The 21,384-nt window shown below is 61.4% G+C and carries 22 protein-coding genes; 16 read left to right on the top strand and 6 right to left on the bottom strand.

The features are described 5' to 3' along the window. Positions 1 to 1,602, bottom strand: coding sequence for an ABC transporter substrate-binding protein SapA (sapA, locus tag AB5Y86_RS11090; RefSeq protein ID WP_368192877.1), 1,602 nt, complete (start codon positions 1,600 to 1,602; stop codon positions 1 to 3). Positions 1,603 to 1,704: 102 nt separating this feature from the next. Continuing rightward, a complete protein-coding gene (pspF, locus tag AB5Y86_RS11085) occupies positions 1,705 to 2,733 on the bottom strand; it encodes a phage shock protein operon transcriptional activator (protein WP_005333674.1) in 1,029 nt (342 codons plus the stop codon). 196 nt (positions 2,734 to 2,929) lie between these two features. Between pspF and pspA the strand changes: the two genes are divergently transcribed. The 12 genes from pspA to AB5Y86_RS11025 all read left to right on the top strand — a co-directional run bounded on the left by pspA (position 2,930) and on the right by AB5Y86_RS11025 (position 12,561). Then, positions 2,930 to 3,616, top strand: coding sequence for a phage shock protein PspA (pspA, locus tag AB5Y86_RS11080; RefSeq protein WP_064341193.1), 687 nt, complete (start codon positions 2,930 to 2,932; stop codon positions 3,614 to 3,616). A 3-nt stretch (positions 3,617 to 3,619) separates the two neighbouring features. Next, complete coding sequence (gene pspB / locus AB5Y86_RS11075; RefSeq protein WP_005333672.1) at positions 3,620 to 3,856, top strand: envelope stress response membrane protein PspB; 237 nt, start codon at positions 3,620 to 3,622, stop codon at positions 3,854 to 3,856. Then, positions 3,853 to 4,257: an envelope stress response membrane protein PspC gene (gene pspC / locus AB5Y86_RS11070; protein ID WP_005333670.1), complete on the top strand. Its 405-nt coding sequence runs from the start codon at positions 3,853 to 3,855 to the stop codon at positions 4,255 to 4,257. Before pspB ends, pspC begins: the two co-directional genes overlap by 4 nt. A 145-nt stretch (positions 4,258 to 4,402) precedes the next feature. Beyond that, the gene (locus AB5Y86_RS11065) at positions 4,403 to 5,809 is read left to right on the top strand and encodes a YcjX family protein (RefSeq protein ID WP_144712750.1); all 1,407 of its coding nucleotides are present in this window, start codon (positions 4,403 to 4,405) and stop codon (positions 5,807 to 5,809) included. Positions 5,810 to 5,862: 53 nt separating this feature from the next. Further along, positions 5,863 to 6,894, top strand: coding sequence for a YcjF family protein (locus AB5Y86_RS11060; RefSeq protein ID WP_368192876.1), 1,032 nt, complete (start codon positions 5,863 to 5,865; stop codon positions 6,892 to 6,894). 158 nt (positions 6,895 to 7,052) lie between these two features. After that, positions 7,053 to 7,847: a phenylalanine 4-monooxygenase gene (gene phhA / locus AB5Y86_RS11055; protein ID WP_368192874.1), complete on the top strand. Its 795-nt coding sequence runs from the start codon at positions 7,053 to 7,055 to the stop codon at positions 7,845 to 7,847. A 63-nt stretch (positions 7,848 to 7,910) separates the two neighbouring features. Then, on the top strand, positions 7,911 to 8,249 hold the full coding sequence (locus AB5Y86_RS11050; protein WP_019444917.1) for a 4a-hydroxytetrahydrobiopterin dehydratase: 339 nt from the start codon (positions 7,911 to 7,913) through the stop codon (positions 8,247 to 8,249). Next, positions 8,246 to 8,368 carry a 4a-hydroxytetrahydrobiopterin dehydratase gene (locus AB5Y86_RS11045; RefSeq protein ID WP_302054525.1) on the top strand — a complete coding sequence of 41 codons (123 nt, stop codon included), beginning with the start codon at positions 8,246 to 8,248 and terminating at the stop codon, positions 8,366 to 8,368. Before AB5Y86_RS11050 ends, AB5Y86_RS11045 begins: the two co-directional genes overlap by 4 nt. A 148-nt stretch (positions 8,369 to 8,516) precedes the next feature. Then, complete coding sequence (gene tyrR, locus AB5Y86_RS11040) at positions 8,517 to 10,064, top strand: transcriptional regulator TyrR (RefSeq protein WP_368192873.1); 1,548 nt, start codon at positions 8,517 to 8,519, stop codon at positions 10,062 to 10,064. Positions 10,065 to 10,253: 189 nt separating this feature from the next. After that, the gene (locus AB5Y86_RS11035) at positions 10,254 to 10,811 is read left to right on the top strand and encodes a YfiR family protein (protein ID WP_005333646.1); all 558 of its coding nucleotides are present in this window, start codon (positions 10,254 to 10,256) and stop codon (positions 10,809 to 10,811) included. Next, the gene (locus AB5Y86_RS11030; RefSeq protein ID WP_368192871.1) at positions 10,808 to 12,037 is read left to right on the top strand and encodes a diguanylate cyclase; all 1,230 of its coding nucleotides are present in this window, start codon (positions 10,808 to 10,810) and stop codon (positions 12,035 to 12,037) included. Before AB5Y86_RS11035 ends, AB5Y86_RS11030 begins: the two co-directional genes overlap by 4 nt. 35 nt (positions 12,038 to 12,072) lie before the next feature. After that, a complete protein-coding gene (locus AB5Y86_RS11025; RefSeq protein ID WP_005333642.1) occupies positions 12,073 to 12,561 on the top strand; it encodes an OmpA family protein in 489 nt (162 codons plus the stop codon). A gap of 96 nt (positions 12,562 to 12,657) precedes the next feature. Here the strand turns inward: AB5Y86_RS11025 and AB5Y86_RS11020 are convergent, their stop codons facing one another. Beyond that, positions 12,658 to 13,395: a TerC family protein gene (locus AB5Y86_RS11020; RefSeq protein WP_368192870.1), complete on the bottom strand. Its 738-nt coding sequence runs from the start codon at positions 13,393 to 13,395 to the stop codon at positions 12,658 to 12,660. Positions 13,396 to 13,515: 120 nt separating this feature from the next. On the opposite strand from AB5Y86_RS11020, the gene AB5Y86_RS11015 reads away from it, so the two are divergent. The 3 genes from AB5Y86_RS11015 to AB5Y86_RS11005 all read left to right on the top strand — a co-directional run bounded on the left by AB5Y86_RS11015 (position 13,516) and on the right by AB5Y86_RS11005 (position 16,772). Next, positions 13,516 to 14,631, top strand: coding sequence for an ATP-NAD kinase family protein (locus tag AB5Y86_RS11015; RefSeq protein WP_368192869.1), 1,116 nt, complete (start codon positions 13,516 to 13,518; stop codon positions 14,629 to 14,631). A gap of 99 nt (positions 14,632 to 14,730) precedes the next feature. After that, positions 14,731 to 15,009, top strand: a complete 279-nt coding sequence (locus AB5Y86_RS11010; protein WP_005333639.1) for a YfcL family protein — start codon at positions 14,731 to 14,733, stop codon at positions 15,007 to 15,009. 98 nt (positions 15,010 to 15,107) lie between these two features. After that, positions 15,108 to 16,772 carry an AMP-binding protein gene (locus AB5Y86_RS11005; protein WP_368192868.1) on the top strand — a complete coding sequence of 555 codons (1,665 nt, stop codon included), beginning with the start codon at positions 15,108 to 15,110 and terminating at the stop codon, positions 16,770 to 16,772. A 109-nt stretch (positions 16,773 to 16,881) separates the two neighbouring features. On the opposite strand, the gene AB5Y86_RS11000 is transcribed toward AB5Y86_RS11005, so the two are convergent. The 3 genes from AB5Y86_RS11000 to AB5Y86_RS10990 all read right to left on the bottom strand — a co-directional run bounded on the left by AB5Y86_RS11000 (position 16,882) and on the right by AB5Y86_RS10990 (position 20,315). Beyond that, complete coding sequence (locus AB5Y86_RS11000; RefSeq protein WP_139494229.1) at positions 16,882 to 18,045, bottom strand: PLP-dependent aspartate aminotransferase family protein; 1,164 nt, start codon at positions 18,043 to 18,045, stop codon at positions 16,882 to 16,884. Between the two features lie 133 nt (positions 18,046 to 18,178). Continuing rightward, entirely contained in the window at positions 18,179 to 19,216 is a 1,038-nt protein-coding gene (locus AB5Y86_RS10995; RefSeq protein WP_368192867.1) for an isopenicillin N synthase family dioxygenase, read from the bottom strand. A 460-nt stretch (positions 19,217 to 19,676) separates the two neighbouring features. Next, positions 19,677 to 20,315 carry an NAD(P)-dependent oxidoreductase gene (locus AB5Y86_RS10990; RefSeq protein WP_368192865.1) on the bottom strand — a complete coding sequence of 213 codons (639 nt, stop codon included), beginning with the start codon at positions 20,313 to 20,315 and terminating at the stop codon, positions 19,677 to 19,679. Between the two features lie 101 nt (positions 20,316 to 20,416). Between AB5Y86_RS10990 and AB5Y86_RS10985 the strand changes: the two genes are divergently transcribed. Then, on the top strand, positions 20,417 to 21,307 hold the full coding sequence (locus AB5Y86_RS10985; protein WP_368192864.1) for a LysR family transcriptional regulator: 891 nt from the start codon (positions 20,417 to 20,419) through the stop codon (positions 21,305 to 21,307). The last annotated feature ends 77 nt before the right edge of the window (positions 21,308 to 21,384 follow it).

Genomic DNA, 21,384 nt, shown 5'->3' with positions numbered 1-21,384 from the left:
TTACTCCCTGTGAGCCTGGTTGAAGGAGGTGCCGCCAAAGGGCATCAGCGTCAGCCCCTCGATGTCGCTGCGGCTGACCTGGGTACGCAAGGCGTGTGCCAGCGGGATCAGCGGCAGCTGTTCGTTAAGCAGGGTCTGGGCATAGTAGTAGTTGCGCAGCCGGAACGAGAGCTGGGGCGTGGTGACCGCATCATCCAGCAACTGATCGAAGGCCGGGCTACACCAGCGGCTGTAGTTGTTGCCCCGCTCCACTGCCGAGCAGCTCAGCAGCTGGCGGAAGAAGTTGTCCGGATCGGCGTTATCGGCAATCCAGCCGGAGAGCAGGCTGTCGTACTGCCCCTTGGTGAGGCGGCCTTCGATCACCGGCCACTCCCGTTGCACGATCTTGAGCTTGATCCCGACCTTGGCCAGATCGCTGCGGATCAGCTGGGCGGTCTTGACCGCATCCGGGTTGTAGGGGCGGGCGTCCGGTTGTACCAGCACCTGCATCTCGAACCCTTTCTCCAGACCCGCCTCCTTGAGCAGCTGGCGCGCCCGTTTCAGATCGGGCTTGCGCTCGGGCAGGCTGGGGTTGTAACCCCATGAGAGGGTGGGCAGCAGGCTGTTGGCGGGCAGTCCGGTATCGAAATAGACCGCCTGCAGCAGGTTGTCGATATTGATGGCGCTGGCAATGGCCTGCCGCACCTTGACGTTGTTGAATGGCGGCTTGCGGGTATTGAGGGCCAAAAAGGCGACGTTCATCCCCGACTGGACCGAGAGGCTCAGCGCCGGATTTTGCTTGATCACCGAGAGCTGGCTGGCGGAAGGGGTGCTCATCACGTCGCACTCGCCGGTCAGCAGCTTGGCCAGCCGTTTGGCGGATTTGGGGGTGATGTCGTAGACCAGCTGTTCAATCTTGGCATCGCCACCCCAGTAGCCGGGATGGCGCAGATAGCGAATGAACTCGTTGTGGCGATACTCCTTGAAGCTGAACGGCCCGGTGCCGATGGGGCGGCTATCCAGCAGGGCTGGCGTGCCCGCCTGCAACATCTGCTCGGCGTATTCGGCGGAGAGGATCACCGCATAGTCGCTGGCCAGGGTGGCGAGGAAGGAGGCGTTCGGCTGATTCAGCTCGAATACCACCGTCTGCGGCCCCTTCTTGCTCACCCGCTTGATCAGCAGATCTTGCCCCAGGCTGTAGAAGTAGGGGTAATCGCCGCCGGAGACATTGTGATAGGGGTGCTGCTCGTCCAGCTGGCGGGCATAGGTAAAGACCACGTCATCGGCATTGAAAGTGCGGGTGGGCTTGAACCAGGGGGTATGGTGAAACGTCACCCCCTTGCGCAGGGTCAGGGTATAGGTGAGGCCATCCTCGCTGACATGCCAGTTGGTGGCGAGCGCCGGTTCCAGCGCCAGGGTGTTGGGGTTCACCTCCAGCAGGCGGTCGTAGAGCGGACGGGCACTGGCATCCAGTGTCACCCCGGAGTTGGAAACATGGGGATTGAAGGAGAGGGGGGCCCCCTCAGCACAATAGATGAGTCCGGTTTTGGAGGCCTCGGGTTGCTTCTGGCAGCCGGTGACCAGCACCAGCAGACCCAGCAGCAAGGGTGTGAGTATTCTCATTGTTGAACCATGTTCTTATAGGGGTTTTGTACGCACGTTTTGATACAAATGTGCCAGCGCGAAGGCTGGCGTGTTGCTGGAGTCGGCATCAACCGCGCTCCTTCACTCTTGTTCTGCATCGTTATCGCCATCCAGCAGCTGATATTTGCGTAGCATGCCACGGAACTGGTGATAGCTTAAGGCCAGCAGTTGAGCGGCTTTGCGCTGATTATACTGGGATTGCTGCATCGCTTGCTTGAGTAAATTAATCTCGTACTCCGCCACCGCCTGCTTGAGATCGAGCGGCAGGGCGAGGGGGGATGCAGATTGTACCTCGCTTCGGGCCTCTTGCGCAGGTTGCGTGACCTGTGGTCGCCATGGCGAATCAAACGGGTTGAGCACCAGGGTCGAGAGCGGCAGCTGGGGATTGCCCTGACGATAGATACTTCGCTCAACCACGTTCTTCAGCTCCCGCACGTTGCCCGGCCAGTGGTAATCCAGCAGTAGCTGGGTTGCCTTGCGCGAGAAACCGGCAAACAGCGGATAGCCCAGCTCCCGGGTCATGCTGTGGGCGAAGTGCTCCGCCAGCATCAGGATATCTTCCCGCCGCTCCCGCAAGGGGGGGAGGGTGATCACATCAAACGCGAGCCGATCGAGCAGATCGTGGCGAAACTGCCCCTTGTCGGCCAGCGCAGGGAGATCCTCGTTGGTGGCGCAGACCAGCCGCACATCCACCTTGAGGGGCTTGGCCCCACCCACTCGCTCGAACTCGCCATACTCGATGACCCGCAGCAACTTCTCCTGCACCCGGGCGCTGGTGGTGGCCAGCTCGTCGAGGAAGAGGGTGCCGCCATCGGCCCGCTCGAAGCGGCCCTGATGGCGCTTGGCCGCGCCGGTAAACGATCCCGCTTCGTGACCGAACAGCTCGGTCTCCAGCAGGCTCTCGCTCAGGGTGGCGCAGTTGATGGTGACAAAGCTTTGATCCCAGCGCGCCGAGAGATAATGTAGGCGGTGGGCGATCAGCTCCTTGCCCGTCCCCCGCTCACCGATGATCAACACGGGTTTGCGCAGCGGGGCGAGCCGTGAGGCCTGCTCAATGATCTCGAGAAATGCGTTGGATTCCCCCAGCAGGCTTTCCGTGGCCGTGGTCATAGTGATCCCTGTCAGTTGTAAAAGCTGGTCAATCTTACCAAAAGTTGGTGATTTTAATCATCACTTGCGCGAGGCATCTTGCAATCCGGCTATTCTGCCCCATATAAATCAACAAGTTAAATTTTGTTCCAGATTGGCACACAAGTTGCCATTGTCAATGGAGAAACAACGCCATGCCAATAACAGGAGTGCAATCATGAGTATTTTTTCCCGTCTGGCCGACATCATCAATTCCAACCTGACGGCCCTGCTCGACAAGGCAGAAGATCCCCAGAAGATGGTGCGCCTGATCATCCAGGAGATGGAGGACGAGCTGGTCAAGGAGCGCTCCAATCTGGCCCGCTTCCTCGCCAGCCAGAAAGAGATTGGTCGTCAGGTTGCCCGGCATCAGGAGCGGGTCGACGAGTGGCAAGCCAAGGCCGAGCTGGCCCTGACCAAGGGACGTGAAGATCTGGCCCGCGCCGCCCTTATCGAGAAGAAGAAACAGACCGAGTTGTCAGAGACCCTCTACCGCGAGCAACAGGCGGTCGACAGCGGCATCGAGAAGCTGGGTGAAGAGATCCGTCAGCTCGAAGCCAAGCTGGAAGATGCCCGCGCCCGTCAAAAGGCGATGGCCATTCGCACCGAAGCGGCCAGCAGCCGTCTCAATGTGCAGAGTCAGGTCGCCCGTGGCGAGAGCCAGGCGGTGGTGAGCAAGTTTGAGCGGATGGAGCGTCGCATCGACGAAATGGAAGCGCGCGCCGATCTGGGTCAGTCCGACAAGGCGCTGGCGCAGCAGTTTGCCGAGCTGGAAGTGGACGATCAGATAAGCAAAGAGCTGGAGGCGATGCGCCAGAAGCTGGGTCAGGGCGACAGCAAAAGCGAAGGCAAACAGGGGGAGTAACAGATGGAAGATCTGCTGGGCGTATTGATGGTTCCCATGGTGGTCTTCATGGTGGTGGTGGCCCCCATCTGGCTGGTGCTGCACTATCGTGCCAAGGGGCGCATTGGCGCCGGTCTTGCCGATAGCGAGCGGGAACAGCTGCAAGGGCTGCTGGCTCGCACCGAGAAGATGCAGGAGCGAGTGGGCGCGCTGGAGTCGATTCTGGATGCGGAAGTACCCGGTTGGAGGAACAAGGTATGAGCAGTGTCAGTCGTGAAGGGCGTAACCTCTATCGCGATCCCCAGCGTGGCAAGATAGCCGGGATCTGTGCCGGTTTGGCTGAGTATTTCGGGGTGGAGACCTGGATCGTGCGGCTGCTCGCCATCAGTGGCCTTATCTTCGCCGGTTTCATTACCTTCACCGCCTATATCGCTGCCTGGTTCTTGCTCGACAAAAAGCCGGTCACCCTCTACTCGCAAGAGGATGCCGACTTTGCCGAGGTGCGGATGAAAGCGCGCAGCTGGCAGGCGGGGATCACCCCTCATCAGGCGCTGGGCCGTATCGCGCAGGAACTTGACGCGCTGGAGCCCAGAGTTCAGCGGATCGAGAAGCTGGTGACCTCCAGGGAGTTCACCCTGCAGCGGGAGTTTCGCAAGCTGTAGTGCTTGCTCAAGCACTCAATATCGATGGTGGAATCTTCTGTGATGATCCACTATCGACGACAACTATCCAGACGTGGATAAGCGGTCGACCTCTCGCACGGCTGAGCACGCCGGATGCAACCACCAAGGGAGAACGGGTCAAGCCTTGATACTCAATAAACTGGAACAGAAGTTGACTCGCCTGCAACACAAGGCGAACGACGTGGTGAACCGGGTGCGGGATCGCCATATCCGGCTGGCGGTGACCGGCCTCTCTCGCAGCGGCAAAACCGCCTTTATCACGGCGCTGGTCAACCAGCTGGAACACGCGGCCATCGATGGCCGTTTGCCGTTGTGGGATGCCCTGCGTCAAGGGCGCATCCTCGGCGCCCGCCGGGTGCCGCAGCTCAATGCCCACATCCCCACCTTTGCCTACGAGCGTGGCCTCGACTCCCTGTTTGGCGACCCACCTGCCTGGCCAGAACCCACCCGCGGCGTGGCCGAGGTACGCCTCGAAATTCGCTATCGCACCCGCCACCCCCTGCGCAAGCATCTGGGGGAGATCTCCACCCTCTACGTGGATCTGGTGGACTACCCCGGGGAGTGGCTGCTCGACTTGCCGCTCCTTGAGATGAGCTACGAGCAGTGGAGCGAACAGGTGCGCGAGCAGCTGCGCCGCCCCGAGTTGCAGGCGCTTGCCGCCAGCTGGCTAACCCCCGGGTGGCAGGCAACGCAACCTTTTGCAGAGCGGCCGGTGGCTGAGCTTGCCGAGCGCTACACCGCCTATCTGCATGCCTGCAAACAGGAGCTGGGTCTGCACCTGATCCAGCCCGGCCGTTTCGTGTTGCCGGGGGAGTATGCCGGTGCCCCCATGCTGCAATTTGTCCCCTGGGTGTGGGAGATGCCTGATAGCGAGCCCGCTGATGGCACTCTTTACGCCACTCTCAAGCAGCGCTTCGAGCAGTACAAGCAGCATCTGGTGCAGGGTTTTTATGAGCAGCACTTTGCCGGCTTTGATCGCCAGATCGTGCTGGTGGATTGCCTGCAGCCTCTCAACGCCGGGGCGGCCAGCTTTGGCGACATGCAGCAGGCCATTGCCCGCATCATGGAGAGCTTTGCCTACGGCAAGAGCAACTGGTGGCGGCGACTCTTCTCGCCCCGTATCGACAAGCTGCTGTTTGTGGCGAGCAAGGCCGATCACGTCACCCCCGAACAGCATGCGCCCATGGTCTCCCTGCTCCAGCATCTGGTACGCAGCGGTCGCGGTCAGGCTCGTTTTGAGGGGATCACCACTGAGTGCTTGGCGCTCGCCGCCATCAAGGCGACGGAAGTTGGCAAGGGGGTGGCCAATGGCCGCGAGTTCCCGGCCATCCGTGGCACCAGCCTGAGCGGTGAGCCGCTGCTGCTGTTCCCGGGGGAGGTGCCGCCCCATATTCCCCCCGCACAATGGTGGAACAGTCAGGGCTTTGATTTTCAGGCTTTTCGCCCCATGCCCATGAGCCCCCATCAGGCGCTGCCCCATATCCGGCTCGATGCAGCGCTGGAGTTTCTGCTCGGGGATCACCTCGAATAACGGTGTGCGGTCTTGGCACCTGAGCCGAAGGCTGCGCACAGGAGAACAATGCGATGAACGATCAGATAGAAGAGCGGCCACCGCTGCAGGGCAAGGTGATCCTTGAGCCTGCCTTGACGGTGGCCAGTGACGAGCGACCGCCCACACCGGCCCAGCGGCTGGAGGAGGCGAGTTTCGAGCGCCTCGACGAGCTGGACGAGTTCACCGAGGTGGAGAGCGCCCTCGTCAGCAAACCGCGCCGCCGCCATCGGCTGCTGGCCTGGGGACTGGGGGCAGTCGGTCTGCTCTCGTTGGGCCAGTATGGCGCCTTTCTTTACGATCAATTCCTCACCACCCCGCTCTGGGGCAGCGCCTGGCTGGCGGCCTCGGCGCTGGTGGCGGCGGGGACCGCCAGTGTGGTGGGGCGCGAGTGGCTGCGACTGCGCACCCTCAAGCGGCGTCAGGATGTGCGCTCGCGAGCAGAAGATCTGCTTGCTCATCAGGGAGTCGGGCAGGGGCAGGCCTTTTGCGAAGGGTTGGCGGTCAAAAGTGGCGACAAGGGGCGCGAGGGGTATCAAACCTGGCTGGCCCAGCTCGATGAGAGCCACAGCGATCGGGAAGTGCTGACCCTCTACAGCCAGCTGGTACTCGGCGAACGCGACAAGCTGGCGCAGGCGCGGGTGGCCAAATGGTCGGGGGAGGCCGCTGTTCTGGTGGCGCTCAGCCCGCTCGCCACCGTCGACATGATGCTGATGTTGTGGCGCAACCTGCGGATGATCGAGGATATCGCCGATGTCTATGCCATCGAGCTCGGCTACTGGAGCCGCATACGCCTCATCCGTCAGGTGTTTCGCAACATGCTCTACGCCGGTGCCACCGAGCTGGTGACCGAGGTGGGGATGGACTTGCTGGGCGCCGAGTTTGCCGCCAAGCTCTCTGCCCGCGCGGCGCAAGGGGTGGGGGCTGGGCTGCTCACCGCTCGCCTTGGCCTGCGCACCATAGAGGCGTGCCGTCCGCTGCCCTGGTGTGCGGACGAGAAACCGAAACTCGGCGAGCTGCGCAAGCGGCTGATCGGCCAGCTGGCGGGGTGTCTCCATAAGCCTTGATGGCTGTTAGATATTAACCGCCGTTGTCACAATTTATTTACAACTCTTTCAGGCAGCCGACTCATGGGTCGGCTGCTTTTTTTGTTGCCATTTCGTTACAGTGAAGTCGTGATGAAACGGCAAGGCGCCTTGATGTGGCGCCAGAGGATGGAACCGCTATGGCAACCTTTTACACCGCCCACCAGCCGGATGCTGACGGGGTGATCCACTACAGCAACGAGGAGCATGGTACCTGGCAGGTCCTGATCGAACGTCAGTTCGCCGCTCTCGATGGCAAGGGGTGTGACGAGTATCTGGCCGGTCTCGACAGACTGGGGCTGCCCCGTGATCGCATCCCCCAGCTGGCCGAGATCAACGCCGTCTTGCAGCCTGTGACCGGCTGGTCGGTGGTGGCGGTGCCTGCGCTTATCTCGTTCGATCGCTTCTTCGCCCTGCTGGCCAATCGCCAGTTTCCGGTAGCCACCTTTATCCGGCGCCGTGATGAGCTCGACTACCTGCAAGAGCCCGATATCTTTCACGAGATCTTCGGCCACTGCGCCATGTTGACCAATCCGGCCTTTGCCCACTTCACCCACCTCTATGGTCAGTTGGGGCAGCAGGCGAGCAAGGAGCAGCGAGTTTTTCTGGCGCGGCTCTACTGGTTCACCGTGGAGTTTGGCCTCTTGGCAACGCCGGACGGGCTGCGTATCTACGGTGGCGGCATTCTCTCCTCCATCGGCGAGACCGCCTATGCTCTCTCCGGCCAGCCGCTGCTGCAACCCTTCGATCTACTGACCGTGCTGCGCACCCCCTATCGCATCGACATCATGCAGCCCACCTATTTTGTGCTGCCGAGTCTCGATCATCTCTACCAGCTGACCGGGGAGGAGATCATGGCTGCTCTGGCCGAGGCCAGTCGGCTTGGCCTCTATCCGCCGCGCTTTGAGGTTGCCGCTGGCAAACAGGCAAGCTGACCAAAAGCAAACAACCCTATTTCATTTTCATTAATTTTTCATTAATTCAAGCAGGAGTAACCCATGTCCGAACTGGCTAGCCAGCAGTGTGAAGCGTGTCGCGCCGATGCCCCCAAGGTGAGCGATGAGGAGCTGCGCGAGCTGATGCAGCTTATTCCCGACTGGCAGCCGCTGGTGGAGGAGGGGGCGCTGCAACTGCGGCGGGAATTTACGTTTCGCAACTTCAAGGAGGCGCTGGCCTTTACCAACCGCCTGGGCGAGCTGGCGGAAGCGGAGTTCCATCATCCGGCCATCTTGACCGAGTGGGGGAAGGTGACCGTCAGCTGGTGGACTCACAAGATCGGTGGGCTGCACCGCAACGACTTCATCATGGCTGCACGCACGGATGAGCTGCTGAAGTGAACGCCACCACTCATCGAGTGAGCGATATGGTGACCGTCAGCTGGTGGACGCACAAGATTGGCGGCTTGCACCGCAACGACTTCATCATGGCGGCGCGAACAGATCAGTTGCTCCGGTAATCGCACCCCACACCAGCGTCATCGGTTGACCCGGGCCTGCCTGCGAAAGCGGGGCGGGCCCGCATTTTTATGGGCTGGCGCTCGCACTGGGGGGATCGAGACTGTATTATCCGCTCATTCATAGAGTTAGCTAGGAAGTGTGTCCCGAATGCGTCTTGAAGTCAGCTGTGAAGACCGCCTGGGCCTGACCCGGGAACTGCTCGACCGCCTGGTGGAGCACAATATCGATCTGCGCGGCATCGAAATCGATACCTCAGGCATCATCTATCTCAACTTTCCCGAGCTGGAGTTCAGTGATTTTCAGCATTTGATGCCGGAGATCCGCCGCATTCCCGGCGTCTACGATGTCAAGACCATCCCTTACATGCCTTCCGAGCGAGAGCACCACGAGATAGAGGCGCTGCTCAAGGCGCTGCCGGATCTGGTCTTCTCCCTCGACAGCAAGGGCAAGGTGACCCAGGCCAACCAGTCTGCCCTCACCACCCTCGGCTTGCCGGTGGAGGAGGTGCGCGGCGTGGCGCTCGGTTCGCTGGTCAAGGGTTTCTCCTTCACCCGCTGGCTGGAGGCGAGCGAGATCAAGCCGCAGACCTGCAAGCTCAGTTTCAATGGCGAAGAGTATCTGGCGGATCTGATGCCGCTGTTCGTGGCAGAAGCCCGCGGCAAGCAGGCGCTGGCCGGGGCCGTGGTGGTGCTCAAATCTGCCCGTCGGGTCGGCCTGCACTTCAGCGCGCTTCATGCGGTGGAAGTGGGGGGCTTCGAGCATCTGCAGGCCGAGAGCCCCAAGATGAAAGAGGTGCTGTCGCAAGCGCGCAAACTGGCGATGCAGGATGCGCCGCTGCTGATTGTCGGTGAGACCGGTACCGGTAAGGAGCTGCTGGCCCGTGCCTGTCACGGGGCCAGCCTGCGCTCCAGCCACCCCTTTATGGCCCTCAACTGCGCCGCCATGCCCGATAACGTGGCCGAGAGCGAGCTGTTTGGTTATGCCCCCGGCGCCTTTGGCAACAACACCGAGGGCAAGCGCGGCGTGTTGGAGCTGGCGAGCGGCGGAACCCTGATGCTGGACGAGATCGGCGATATGTCTCCCCATCTGCAGACCAAGTTTTTACGGGTGCTGCAGGATGGGGTGTTCCGCCGGGTCGGTGACGAGCAGGAGGTGAAGGTCAACGTGCGTTTCATCTGCACCACCCAGAAGCAGTTGCTGGATCTGGTGCACGAAGGAACCTTCCGCGAGGATCTCTACTATCGCCTTAACGTGCTCAGTCTGGCGCTGCCCCCCCTGCGCGAGCGCAAGGCGGACATCATGGTGCTGGCCCAGCAGTTTGTCTCCCGCTTTGCCAGCGAGTTGCAGCGACCCCGTCCGCGCTTTACCCGCAACATGGCCGACTACCTGACCGCCTACCGCTGGCCGGGCAACGTGCGTCAGCTGCGCAACTGTCTCTACCGTGCCATGACCCTGCTGGAAGGGGATGAGCTGGGGCCCGAGCAGATCGACCTGCCGGTGGCGGCCGATACCATGCCGCTGATCGACGAGTGGTTTGAGGGGAATCTCGACGATGCGGTGAAGCGCTTCGAGAGCCAGCTGCTGGCCCGGCTCTATCCCACCTTCCCATCAACGCGCCAGCTGGCCAAACGCCTGGGCGTGTCGCATACCGCCATCGCCAACAAGCTGCGGGAATACGGCATCAGCAAGAAGTGATTTCCGTCTTGTTGCCTGCCACCAGAGAGCCCGTTACCAGACGGGCTCTCCGTTTTCTTTACACGAACTCGGTAGTTGATGGTGGGGTGAGACTTGTCAGGCCAGTGTCAGCCAACTTACTATCTGGGTTCATGTACCCGAACCGCAATGCCATAGCAGCGGTATTGTCAAGGCGACTACCTCCCGATCATGCTGTTACTCTTTTCCCCCCGTTTAACTGCCCGTCTGGCGCTCCTGTTGGTTGCGTTTGGCCTGCTGTTGCCCCGCGCGCTGGCGGAAACGGCCGCAGAGAGCCGGGCGACGGCGGTCAGGGAGCTGGTGCTCGATATCATGAGTTACACCCGCTGGCCCACCGAGCCTGCGGTACTGCGCATGTGCGTGGCGGCGCCGACCGAATATGCCGGCGCCCTCTTTACCATCGATCGTCAGGCCAATGGCCGTACCGTGCAGGTCCATCGTTACGAGGCGAGCGATCCGGCCATCAGCGATCACTGCGATGTGCTCTATCTGGGGGTACTCGACGAGCCGACCCGGATTGCGCTGTTTGCCCGCCTGCAGGGACACCCAGTGCTCAGCATCAGCGAATACAACCACGACTGTTCCACCAGCTCGGTGTTCTGCCTGCAGACCTCGCCGGACAGCGTGCGGGTGCGGTTTAAAGTGAACCTCGATGCCCTGGCCCTGAGCGGCGTGCGGGTGCATCCCGCGGTGCTCAAGCTGGCCCATGCCGACAAGGGGGTCCCATGAGACGACAGGTGAGCGCGGCTCCCCGCCGTCTGACCCTGCGTCAGAGCCTGGGGCGAACCCATCTGGTGGCCGCCATCACAGCCGTCAGCGTGGCGGGACTCTTTTTTACACTGGTGGCCCTACTGGTAGTGCGTTTTTACGCCGACCACAATTTGGAGCTGGTAGCCCGCGCCATCAGCTACAGCGCCGAGGCGGCGGTGGTGTTCCACGATGAGGAGGCGGCGAGCGAGGCGCTCAGTGGTATCGTTGCCAAGGAAGAGGTGGCCGAAGCCACTATCGTGCTGACCAATGGTCAGCTGCTTGCCAGTTGGGAGCGCCCCAGAAGCAACCCGCTGGTGACGCTCGAAGACTATCTGGCCCAACTGCTGATGCCGGGGCCTGTCAAGCTCCCCATGCTGCGGGGTGGTGAGCAGATCGCCACCATCGAGCTGCGCGGCCACGGTGAATATCTGTTGCTGTTTTTGCTCTCGGCGCTGCTGGCGATGGTGGTTTGCCTGATGCTGAGCGCCATGGTGGCACTCTATGTGGCTGACCGGATGCAGGTCTCCATCACCGCACCGCTGCGCAAACTGGCACTTGTCGCCCACTCGGTACGTCGACAACGCACCCTGGGGATGCGGGCGCCACCGGCCGATATTGTCGAGATTAACGAGCTGGGGGATGACTTCAACTCCCTGCTGGACGAGCTGCAAGCCTGGCAGGCCCAGCAGGCCCGCGAAAATGCCAGCCTGCTCCATCAGGCGACTCACGATGCCCTCACCGGACTGCCCAATCGCGCCCTGTTTGAAGCGCGGCTCGCGCAGGCCATCTCCCTCGGCGAGCAAGAGGGGTTTGCGCTGCTCTATCTCGACTGCGATCGCTTCAAGCAAATTAATGACACGCTGGGGCACAACGCCGGTGACGATGTGCTGATCGCGCTCTCAAGACGGGTACAACATCAGCTGCGTCCGGATGATCTGGTGTTTCGCCTCGGTGGTGACGAGTTTGCGGTGCTGGTTGGCCCACTCCAGCGACAGCATGAGGTGGAAGAGGTGATTGGCCGCATCCAGCAGGCGATGAGCGAACTGGTGGCGCTGCGTGATGGTCGTCAGCTGGTGGCAGAGGTGAGTGTCGGCTTTGCCGTCTATCAGGCGGGCATGAGTGCCAGCGTGCTGTGTGATCAGGCCGATGCAGCCATGTATCTGGCGAAACGGGCGCGCCGCAGCGAACAGCAAACCATCGCCTGACTGGCAAGAATAACAACATAAACAAGGAGCAAACCATGAAGATCACCCACCTGTTGAAAGTGACCCTGCTGGGGTTGATGTTGTCACTGCTGGCCGGTTGCCAGAGTGCCCCCAAAGGGTTGACCCCGGAGCAAATCGCCGTGCTCAAGGAGCAGGGCTTTTATCTGACCGATGAGGGGTGGACGCTGGATCTGGCCAACCGGGTGTTGTTTGCCAACAACGTGGGGGCGCTCAATCCCCAGACTCGCCAATCCGTTGAAAAACTGGGTAAAACACTTCTTGGCGTAGGGTTGGACAAGGCGCGGGTGGATGGCCACACCGACAATACCGGCGAGAGCAGCTACAACCAGCAGCTCTCCCTGAAGCGGGCCCAGTCGGTGGCCGATGTGCTGGTCTCGGTCGGCATGAAGCCCGCCAATCTGGAGATCCATGGCCGTGGCGAGACCATGCCGCTGGCGGATAACAAGACCAGAGAGGGCCGGGCCGCCAACCGCCGGGTTGCCATCGTCATCAGCGATCAATAACCTTTTCAGCGTTTCGTTACCCATAAAAAAAGAGCGCCCGATCGGCGCTCTTTTTGATCGCGACAGCTGGGGTCGCGAGGGCATGTGCGGGCAGGGTTACTGCGCGCTATTTTGCCCGTTATTGTCGTGATGGCTGCGCAGGCGGATGTTGATCATCTCCACCACCAGCGAGAAGGCCATGGCGAAGTAGATGTAGCCCTTCGGAATGTGCAGGTCCATCCCCTCCGCCATCAGGGCGAAACCAACAAGGGTGAGGAAGGAGAGAGCCAGCATCTTGATGGTGGGGTGGGCATCGACAAAATCACCGATGGATTTGGCGGCAAACATCATGATGAGGACGGCGATCATGATGGCCAGCACCATCACCGGCACGTGATCGGCCATGCCGACCGCGGTGATCACCGAGTCGAGGCTGAACACGATATCGAGGATGGCGATCTGGATCAGGGTGCTGATAAAGCCCGAGGCCGCTTTGCTGACGCTCTCCGGCTCGGCTGCCCCTTCCAGGGTGACGTGGATCTCGTGGGCACTCTTGCCGATGAGGAACAGGCCCCCCAGCAGCAGGATCAGGTCGCGGCCGGAGATGGCTTCATCCAGCACGGTGAAGAGCGGATCGGTGAGGCGCATCACCCAGGCCAGCGAGAGCAGCAGCAGGATCCGGGTACCCATGGCGAGCCCCAGACCCAGAATGCGCGCTTTTTGACGCTGCGCCTCCGGCAGGCGACCTACCAGGATGGAGATAAAGATGATGTTGTCGATGCCCAGCACGATCTCGAGCAGGGTAAGGGTGGCGAGTGCGACCCAGGCAGAAGGATCAAGAACCCATTCCAGCATGATTGAACCTTGGTTGAAAATTGGTTGGAAAATTGAAGCAGCGCATTCTAGCAGGGGTGCCACTGCTTGTCCCAGAGGGGGGAAAAGATAAAAATGGTGGCCATCGCAAGGGAGGCAGGCATGTTTCGATTAGGGTTCATTATTAATCCGGTCGCCGGGATTGGCGGCGCAGTGGGGCTCAAGGGCAGTGACGGCGTGGTGGATGAGGCGCTTGCTCGTGGCGCTGTGCCCAAAGCGCAGGAGCGGGCGCGGCAAGCTCTGTTGCCACTGTGCGAGCTGAGCGTCCCGTTTGAACTGCTGACGGTGGCGGGAGAGATGGGGGAGGCGGTGGCCCGCGAGCTGGGGTTGCCCTGTCGGATCATCTATCAACCGGCCGGGGATAGCACCTCGGCTGACGATACCCGCCACGCTGCCGAGCTGATGCGCGAAGCCGGGGTCGATCTGCTGCTGTTTGCCGGTGGCGATGGCACGGCGCGGGATATCTGCGCCGCGGTGGGGGAGTCCTGCCATGTGCTCGGCATTCCCGCGGGGTGCAAGATCCACTCCGGCGTCTACGGGGTGACGCCTGCCGCCAGCGGGCGGGTGGTGGCGCGGATGATCGCAGGGGAACTGCTCAGCCTGATCGATGCCGAGGTGCGCGACATCGACGAGGAGGCGTTTCGCGCGGGCAAGGTGCGGGCCCGCCACTACGGCCAGCTGAAGGTGCCCGGCGATCTGCGTTACGTACAGGCGGTAAAACAGGGGGGCAAGGAGTCCGAAGAGCTGGTGTTGGCGGATCTCGCCGCCGGTGTGGTGGAGCAGATGGAGCCCGATACCCTCTATCTGATGGGCTCCGGCAGCACGGTGGCAGCCTGTATGGCAGAGCTCGGTCTGGAAAATACTTTGCTCGGTGTGGATCTGGTGGAAAATGGCCGACTTATCGGGCAGGATCTCAGCGCCGCCGAGATCCTGACCCGGATCCGCGGCCGTCGCTGCCGACTGATCATTACCCTGATCGGCGGACAGGGACATCTGTTCGGGCGCGGAAATCAGCAATTGAGTCCAGAGGTGATTCGGTGTGTCGGGCTGGACAATATCCAGGTGCTGGCAACCAAAGCCAAGCTTGCCGCCCTTGCGGGCAGGCCGCTGCTGGTGGACACCGATGATCCCGAATTAAACCGGGCGTTGCGTGGTTATCTGCGAATAACCACGGGATACAAGGATCAGGTCATCTACCCGGTGGCCAACCCGGAATAGGACGCCAAGGACGCTGCTGGCCTGGCGCCAGAGAGCTGCAATCAACCGGATTGCGGTTCCATACCCCCGAATTTTTTGCCGCAAATGAGGCTGCGTTACATGACGATTCACGATTTTGAGCACAAGTTGTTGGGACTGATCGACAGCATGGTTGCCACCGCGACCGACGATGAGCTGTTTGCGGGGGGTTACCTGCGAGGTCATATCTCATTGGCCGTTGCCCGGGCCGAGCTGGAAGGCAAGACCCTGGTGCGGGACGTCAAGAGCTATGTGCTGCGCAGCCTCAACGAGGCGATCTTGCAAGGTGAGCTATCTGAAGAGGATGAAAAACTGGTGCAGGCGATGTGGAGTCGTTTGCAACAAGACGCAGAAGCTTGATCGGATACACAATTCAAACTGAAGTTTGAGTTTATTCTTCCCCTGAAGTTAGTGAAAGGTTAATAATAAGTTTCGCCTTTTGTTTCAGGGATTAAACTATGGCCTCCTCCTCACGCATTGCCAATAAACTGCCGCTCGAGATGCTCTATCACTGGGAGCGGCAGTGTCCTGATCGAACCTACCTGCGTCAAACCATCAATCGCGAATATGTCGATTTCACCTGGGGTGAAGTGGCCGATGAAGCGCGGCGGATGGTGACGGCCTTGCGTCACCTCGGTCTGGTGGCCGGTGACAAGGTGGCGCTGCTCTCCAAGAACTGCGCCCAGTGGTTTATCGCCGATCTGGCGATGCAGATGGGGCAGTATGTGAGCGTGCCCATCTACCCGACCGCCAACGTCGACACCATCGAATATGTGCTGCGCCACAGCGAAGCCAAGGCGATCTTCGTCGGCAAGCTGGATGACTGGAAGAGTCAGGAGGCGGGGGTGCCTGCCGATCTGCTGCGTATCGCCTTCCCCTACGACACCATGCCGGCCAGCCACCAGTGGGATGACCTGCTGGAGGCGCATGAGCCGATCCCTGACAGCCCGGTGCAGGCCCCTGACTCCCTGCTGAGTCTGGTCTACACCTCCGGCAGTACCGGCAAGCCGAAAGGGGCCATGCTGAGCGTCGAGCGCTACGCCTGGTCGTGCGAGAAGCTGGTGGAGACGGTGAGCCTGAGCCAGGCCGATCGGGGCTTCTCCTACCTGCCGCTGGCCCACATTACCGAGCGGGTCTACATCTACGGCGGCAGCCTCTATGGCGGTGCTACTATCGCTTTCCCTGAATCTCTTGACACCTTTATCGAAGATGTCAAACGCTGCCGTCCCACCGTCTTTATCTCGGTGCCACGGCTGTGGGCCATGTTCCGCATCAAGATCCACGAGAAGCTGTCCCAGAACAAACTGGCGTTGCTGCTCAAGATCCCGCTTATCTCCGGCCTTATCAAACGCAAGCTGCAAAAGGGGCTTGGGCTGGATCAGGCCCGGGTACTCGGCTGCGGCTCTGCGCCTGTCTCCCCTGCGCTGCTTGAGTGGTATCTGAGCATCGGCCTCAAGGTGACTGAAGCCTGGGGTATGACCGAGAACCACGCCTACTCCACCATCAACTACCCGTTCCGCGCCGACAAGATCGGCACCGTCGGCAAGGCGGGGATCGGGGTGACCATCAAGATCTCCGACGAGGGGGAGATCCTCTGCCGCTGCGAAGGGATGATGCTGGGTTACTACAAGGATCCCGAGCACAGCGCCGAGGCCATCGATGCCGAGGGGTGGCTCCACACCGGCGATATGGGCAAGCTGGACAAGGAGGGTTATCTCACCATCACCGGCCGGATGAAGGATGTGTTCAAGACCGCCAAGGGCAAGTATGTGGCGCCGGTGCCCATCGAGGGGCTGCTGGGTCAGGAGCCCATTATCGAACAGCTCTGCGTGATTGGTTACGGCATGCCCCAGCCCATTGCGCTGGTGCAACTGGCCGAGAGCGCCATGAAGGGCAATCGGGAGGAGGTCAACGCCAGACTGGAAGCGGCGCGGGTTCGGGTCAACGATCAGCTGGAATCCCACGCCAAGATCCGCGGCATTCTGGTAGTGAAAACTCCCTGGAATATCGAGAACGGTGTGCTGACTCCCACCATGAAGATCAAGCGTCACCTGCTGGAGCAAAAGTACGCCCAGGTCGGGGATCGCTGGCCCTCATCCCAGGTGGTGGTGTGGGAGGAGTAAATCCCGTCTTTCCATAGCGCAACAAACAACAACGGCCCTTGATGGGCCGTTGTTGTGTTTGAGGCATCTCACTCGCCGCTGTTTTGTCGGCGAGTAAAAGCGCGCCCGATTAGATCTGCGCCAGCGCGGCGGCCAGATCGGCGATCAGATCGTCCGCATCTTCCACCCCGATGCTGAAGCGGATGAGGTCGTCGTTGACCCCGGCGGCGAGGCGGCTCGCCTCGTCCATGGCGGCGTGGGTGGTGCTAGCCGGATGGCAGGCCAGACTCTCGAGATCCCCCAGACTCACCGCCTGCACGAACAGTTGCAGGTTATCGAGCAGGGTGGCGCAGCGCTCAAACCCGCCTTCAAGTTCAATACTCACCATGCCGCCAAAGCCGCTGGCGAAGGCGCTGAGAGCATCGTGGCCCGGATGGTTGGCAAGCCCCGGGTAGATCACCTTCTTCACCGCCGGATGTGCCGCCAGAAACTCGGCCACTTTCTGGGCATTGTGCAGGTGGGCATCCATCCGCAGCGGCAGGGTCTTGACCCCGCGTTGCAGCAGGTAGGCCTCCTGCGGGCCGATGGGGGAGCCGATATGCTTGAGGGCCACGGTGCGGATCGACTTCATCAGGGCGTGAGAGCCCGCCACCACCCCGGCGATGATGTCGCCGTGGCCGCCCAGATACTTGGTGCCGCTGTGCATCACTACATCGACCCCGAGCTCCAGCGGACGCAGCAGGTAGGGGGTGAGGAAGGTGTTGTCACATACCGTAATGGCGCCCACCTTGCGGGCCGCTTCCACCACCAGCCGCGGATCCACCACCTTGAGAGTGGGGTTGGTCAGGGTTTCGAACAGTACCACCTTGGTAGCAGGGCGGATGTTGGCCAGCAGATCCCGATCGCTCTCGTAAGCGGTGATCTTGATACCGGCGCGGCTGAAGGTCTGCTTGAGGAACGCATCGGTGCCGCCGTAGAGCGGGCCGATATAGGCCACCTCATCGCCGCTGTCGGCCAGGGCATACATGATGGCGCTCACCGCCGCCATGCCGCTCGCCACCACCAGCGCTTCGTCAGCCCCTTCCAGCGCCGCCAGCTTCTGCTCCAGCTCGGCAGTGGTGGGGTTGCCAAAGCGGCTGTAGATAAAGCCAGGGGCCTGACCTGCGAAACGATCCTTGCCCGCTTGAGCGTTGAAGTAGCTGAAGGTGCTGCTCTGGTAGAGCGGGGTGGTGAGGGCACCGGTCTGTGGGTCGATCCGCTGGCCGCTGTGTACGCTCATGGTCTTGAATTTCATCGTGTTGCTCCGTGATGGCCAGGCTCTGGCCATGGCTTGTTTTGTTGTTCGTTGATTGTTGTTTTTGCCAGCGCGGGTATGTGCATGCTGCTTGTGGCTTATGCATATACCCGCCTGCGGATCTCTGCGCTGCTTAGGCCGGTATCGCTTCGCTCTTTGTGCGTGGGAGGCGAGCGGGTTCCCCATAGTGGCGGGCCGCTACATCCGGGTGGGAGCGCAGCCGCCCCTTGAGCACGTTCTCCCCCACCTGATTAAAGAGCGGGTTAGTCGGGTCACTCTCCGGCCCTTGCGCCTGCGCTGCCAGCGCGGGGGAGAGGCTGAGCAGGGGCACGGTGGCATCGAGCCGCGCCGCCATAAAGAAGGCGCAGGAGAGGCGCGAGACGCCGGGCGGCGGGCTCACCACCCGATGCAGGGTCGCCTTGAGATAGCCGTTGGAGGCCAGCTCCAGCAGCTCGCCGATATTGACCACCAGCGCGCCCGGCAGGGGCGGCGCGGAGATCCAGCCGTCGGCCGTCTCGACCTCAAGCCCCGAGTGATTGTCCTGCATCACCAGCGTCAGGTAGCCGGGATCCTTGTGGGCGCCGACCCCCTGACTGCTGCCGCCCGCCTCTTGCCCCGGGTAGTGAATCAGCTTCATGTGCTGGTAGGGGGCGCCGCGAATACTGTCGTCAAACACTTGGGCCGGTTGTTCCAGCACCTCGGCAAAAGCGGCCAGCAGGGTGAGGGTGATATCGCTCAGCCGATCCTGCCACGCCAGCAGATGGCCTTTCATCTCTGGCAGAGCGGTCGGCCACTGGTTGGGGCCGATCAGCCGCTGCCATGGTTCACGGATCAAGGCCGCAGGCAGGGCTTGCGCCTCGTTCATGATATCGAACTGCTCTCGCAGATCCGGCCGCTGGCGGGTCAGCTCGGCACCGACCCGGTTGTAGCCGCGAAAGTGGGGGCTGTTGACCATCTGCACTGCCAACTTCTCCTGCTCCGGCAGAGCAAAGAAGCGCTCTGCCAGCGCCAGGGTCTGTAGCATCTCAACCTTGCTCAAGCCGTGGCCGACCAGATAGAAAAAGCCCACATCGCGGGCGGCCGCGGCCAGCCTGGCCAGCATAGGGCGACGCACCTCGGGCGCCCCCTTGAGGGCAGCCAGATCGATGATCGGCAGTGGTGAATGTTCCATGTGCACCTCCTCACTCTTTCGTTATCTCTGGCGCCATCTCTTGCACTGCCTCCGCTGTTGGCAGACCTGATAAGCGGCAAACGGGATGGCGCGACAGTGTGGCGGTGTGCGCTGCGGTGTGGCGCCATCTGGAATGAAGGGGATGCTACTGTTCGGTGTTATAAGACGGAAACAACAAATTATTCTTAGTTATATACAAAATTCGAAATGGAATTCGGCGTCTGATGGGCTGAAGGTTTTTTGCGCAGCCATTGCGGGGTCAAGGGGCAATGATGAGGGGGAGAGTGATAACCAGAGGCAAGCAGCCAGTGGCAAAATCACCAAAACAGAAAATGGCCAAACCAGAAAATGACCAAAACAGAAGGGAGGCGGATGCCTCCCTTCTGGTTGAGCGGTTTTTCACCTGACCGAAAGCACAGGCGAATGACCGCGTATTCTGGCCTTAACCGCCTGCTGGCTCTCAGTAACCCAGGGTAAAGCGCTGGCGCAGGTGAGCCGGTTTTTCCACCTCGTTCAGCACGCCATCGGCCAGATCACCGGCGGTGATCCCGGCAGGCTGTTCGCCGCTAAAGAGCACCTGATCGCCACCAATCCGATAGCCGCCGCGCTTCTCGCCCGGTTCGAGGAACACCGGGGGAGAGACAAAGCGCCAGTCGAGGGTGGTTTCACGACGCAGGGCGGTGAGACCGTCGCGGGCCGCCAGTGCCCCCTGTTTCCACTCAGCCGGGAACTCCGGGGTATCTACCAGTTGCACGCCGGGGGCAACCTCCAGACTGCCGGCGCCACCTACTACCAGCAGCCAGCTGTGGGCCGCTTTGGCTGCTGCGACGATCGCGTTGGCACCTTTGAGGTACTGGTCGTAGATATCCGGTGTGGTCCAGCCCGGGTTGTAGGCGCTGATCACCCGATCGTGCCCCTTGAGCACCTCGGCCAATGCCTGCGGGTTTTGGGCATCCACCGCCACGGCGGTGACCTGCGGATGGGCGGCCACCTTGCTGACATCGCGGACGATGGCGGTGACGTGATGGCCGCGGCTGATGGCCTCGTTCAGGATGGCTGAACCGACAAAACCGCTGGCACCGATCAGGGCAATCTTCATGGGGAACTCTCCTTCACTGTTGGAATGGGGCTATCCTACGCCGCCATTTATGATTTAATAATCACCTCAAAAATGCATTCACTTATAAGCTGGATTTAATAATGGAACAGCTCAGACGTTACGCCATCTTCGCCGCCGTGGTGGAAGCGGGCAGCATGACAGGGGCGGCCAAATCCCTTGGCATGACCCCCTCCGCCGTCAGTCAGCATATCAGCCAGCTCGAAAGCCTGCTCGGACTGCCCCTGCTCCATCGCTCCACCCGTCGTCTCAGTCTGACCGAGGCGGGAGAGGTGGTGTGGCAAGGGTGCCGGGCGTTGCAGCAGACTCTGAGCGAGACCGAGCTGCGCCTCTCGGAGGTGCGTGACGCCCTGCTCGGGGAAGTGCGGATCACTGCCCCGGTGGGGATGGCGGGCCAGCCGCTGGCACTGGCCCTCTCACCGCTGCTGCAGGCCCACCCCGGCCTTACCATCCAGATCATCGCCGACGACGAGAAACGGGATCTCATTGCTGAGCGGATCGATGTGGCACTGCGGGTCGGCACCTTGCCCGACTCAACCCTGGTGGCCCGCAAACTGGGGCAGACCCGGATGCTGCTCTGCGCCGCCCCCGCCTATCTGGCGCGCAAGGGAACACCACGCACCCCCGTCGATCTGGCCACTCACGACTGGCTCTGTGGCGACATGCTGGGCAACGGTTTGCTGCTGCAGGATGAAAAGGGTGGCGAACACAGGGTGAGGTTCAAGGCCAAGGTGCTCTGCAATAACGTATTGCCCCTGCGCCAGTTTGCGCTGGCGGGGCAGGGGATCTCGCTGCAACCGGAGGGGGAGATTGGCGAGGATCTGGCGCAGGGGCGTCTGCTCGAACTGTTGCCCGGTTTTCGGGTGGCACCGATGGAGATCCACGCCATCACGCCGCAGCGGGAGATCCCGGAGAAGGTGCGACGGGTGGTGGAGGCGCTGCGCAGCTACTTCGGCACGACGATATCGTCATAAGCTGCGCCTTAATGGTTGAGAAAAGGCCCCCGATTATCCTGAAGGGGGATTATCCATAAGGCGGTTTGTCGAGAAGA

The sequence above is a fragment of the Aeromonas sp. s8 genome (assembly GCF_040907785.1).
GTDB lineage: Bacteria > Pseudomonadota > Gammaproteobacteria > Enterobacterales > Aeromonadaceae > Aeromonas > Aeromonas veronii.
Note: the sequence above shows the minus strand (reverse complement) of the source record. Positions and strands in the feature narration are given on the sequence as shown.

Excerpts from the sequence above, each read along its gene's own strand:
- AB5Y86_RS11035 (WP_005333646.1), top strand. The coding sequence starts at position 10,254 with ATGCTGTTACTCTTTTCCCCCCGTTTAACTGCCCGTCTGGCGCTCCTG.
- sapA (WP_368192877.1), bottom strand. The coding sequence starts at position 1,602 with ATGAGAATACTCACACCCTTGCTGCTGGGTCTGCTGGTGCTGGTCACC.
- AB5Y86_RS11025 (WP_005333642.1), top strand. The coding sequence starts at position 12,073 with ATGAAGATCACCCACCTGTTGAAAGTGACCCTGCTGGGGTTGATGTTG.
- AB5Y86_RS11005 (WP_368192868.1), top strand. The coding sequence starts at position 15,108 with ATGGCCTCCTCCTCACGCATTGCCAATAAACTGCCGCTCGAGATGCTC.
- pspB (WP_005333672.1), top strand. The coding sequence starts at position 3,620 with ATGGAAGATCTGCTGGGCGTATTGATGGTTCCCATGGTGGTCTTCATG.
- AB5Y86_RS10995 (WP_368192867.1), bottom strand. The coding sequence starts at position 19,216 with ATGGAACATTCACCACTGCCGATCATCGATCTGGCTGCCCTCAAGGGG.
- phhA (WP_368192874.1), top strand. The coding sequence starts at position 7,053 with ATGGCAACCTTTTACACCGCCCACCAGCCGGATGCTGACGGGGTGATC.
- AB5Y86_RS11015 (WP_368192869.1), top strand. The coding sequence starts at position 13,516 with ATGTTTCGATTAGGGTTCATTATTAATCCGGTCGCCGGGATTGGCGGC.
- pspA (WP_064341193.1), top strand. The coding sequence starts at position 2,930 with ATGAGTATTTTTTCCCGTCTGGCCGACATCATCAATTCCAACCTGACG.
- AB5Y86_RS10990 (WP_368192865.1), bottom strand. The coding sequence starts at position 20,315 with ATGAAGATTGCCCTGATCGGTGCCAGCGGTTTTGTCGGTTCAGCCATC.
- AB5Y86_RS11010 (WP_005333639.1), top strand. The coding sequence starts at position 14,731 with ATGACGATTCACGATTTTGAGCACAAGTTGTTGGGACTGATCGACAGC.
- AB5Y86_RS11060 (WP_368192876.1), top strand. The coding sequence starts at position 5,863 with ATGAACGATCAGATAGAAGAGCGGCCACCGCTGCAGGGCAAGGTGATC.
- AB5Y86_RS11050 (WP_019444917.1), top strand. The coding sequence starts at position 7,911 with ATGTCCGAACTGGCTAGCCAGCAGTGTGAAGCGTGTCGCGCCGATGCC.
- AB5Y86_RS11020 (WP_368192870.1), bottom strand. The coding sequence starts at position 13,395 with ATGCTGGAATGGGTTCTTGATCCTTCTGCCTGGGTCGCACTCGCCACC.
- AB5Y86_RS10985 (WP_368192864.1), top strand. The coding sequence starts at position 20,417 with ATGGAACAGCTCAGACGTTACGCCATCTTCGCCGCCGTGGTGGAAGCG.
- pspC (WP_005333670.1), top strand. The coding sequence starts at position 3,853 with ATGAGCAGTGTCAGTCGTGAAGGGCGTAACCTCTATCGCGATCCCCAG.
- tyrR (WP_368192873.1), top strand. The coding sequence starts at position 8,517 with ATGCGTCTTGAAGTCAGCTGTGAAGACCGCCTGGGCCTGACCCGGGAA.
- AB5Y86_RS11000 (WP_139494229.1), bottom strand. The coding sequence starts at position 18,045 with ATGAAATTCAAGACCATGAGCGTACACAGCGGCCAGCGGATCGACCCA.
- pspF (WP_005333674.1), bottom strand. The coding sequence starts at position 2,733 with ATGACCACGGCCACGGAAAGCCTGCTGGGGGAATCCAACGCATTTCTC.
- AB5Y86_RS11030 (WP_368192871.1), top strand. The coding sequence starts at position 10,808 with ATGAGACGACAGGTGAGCGCGGCTCCCCGCCGTCTGACCCTGCGTCAG.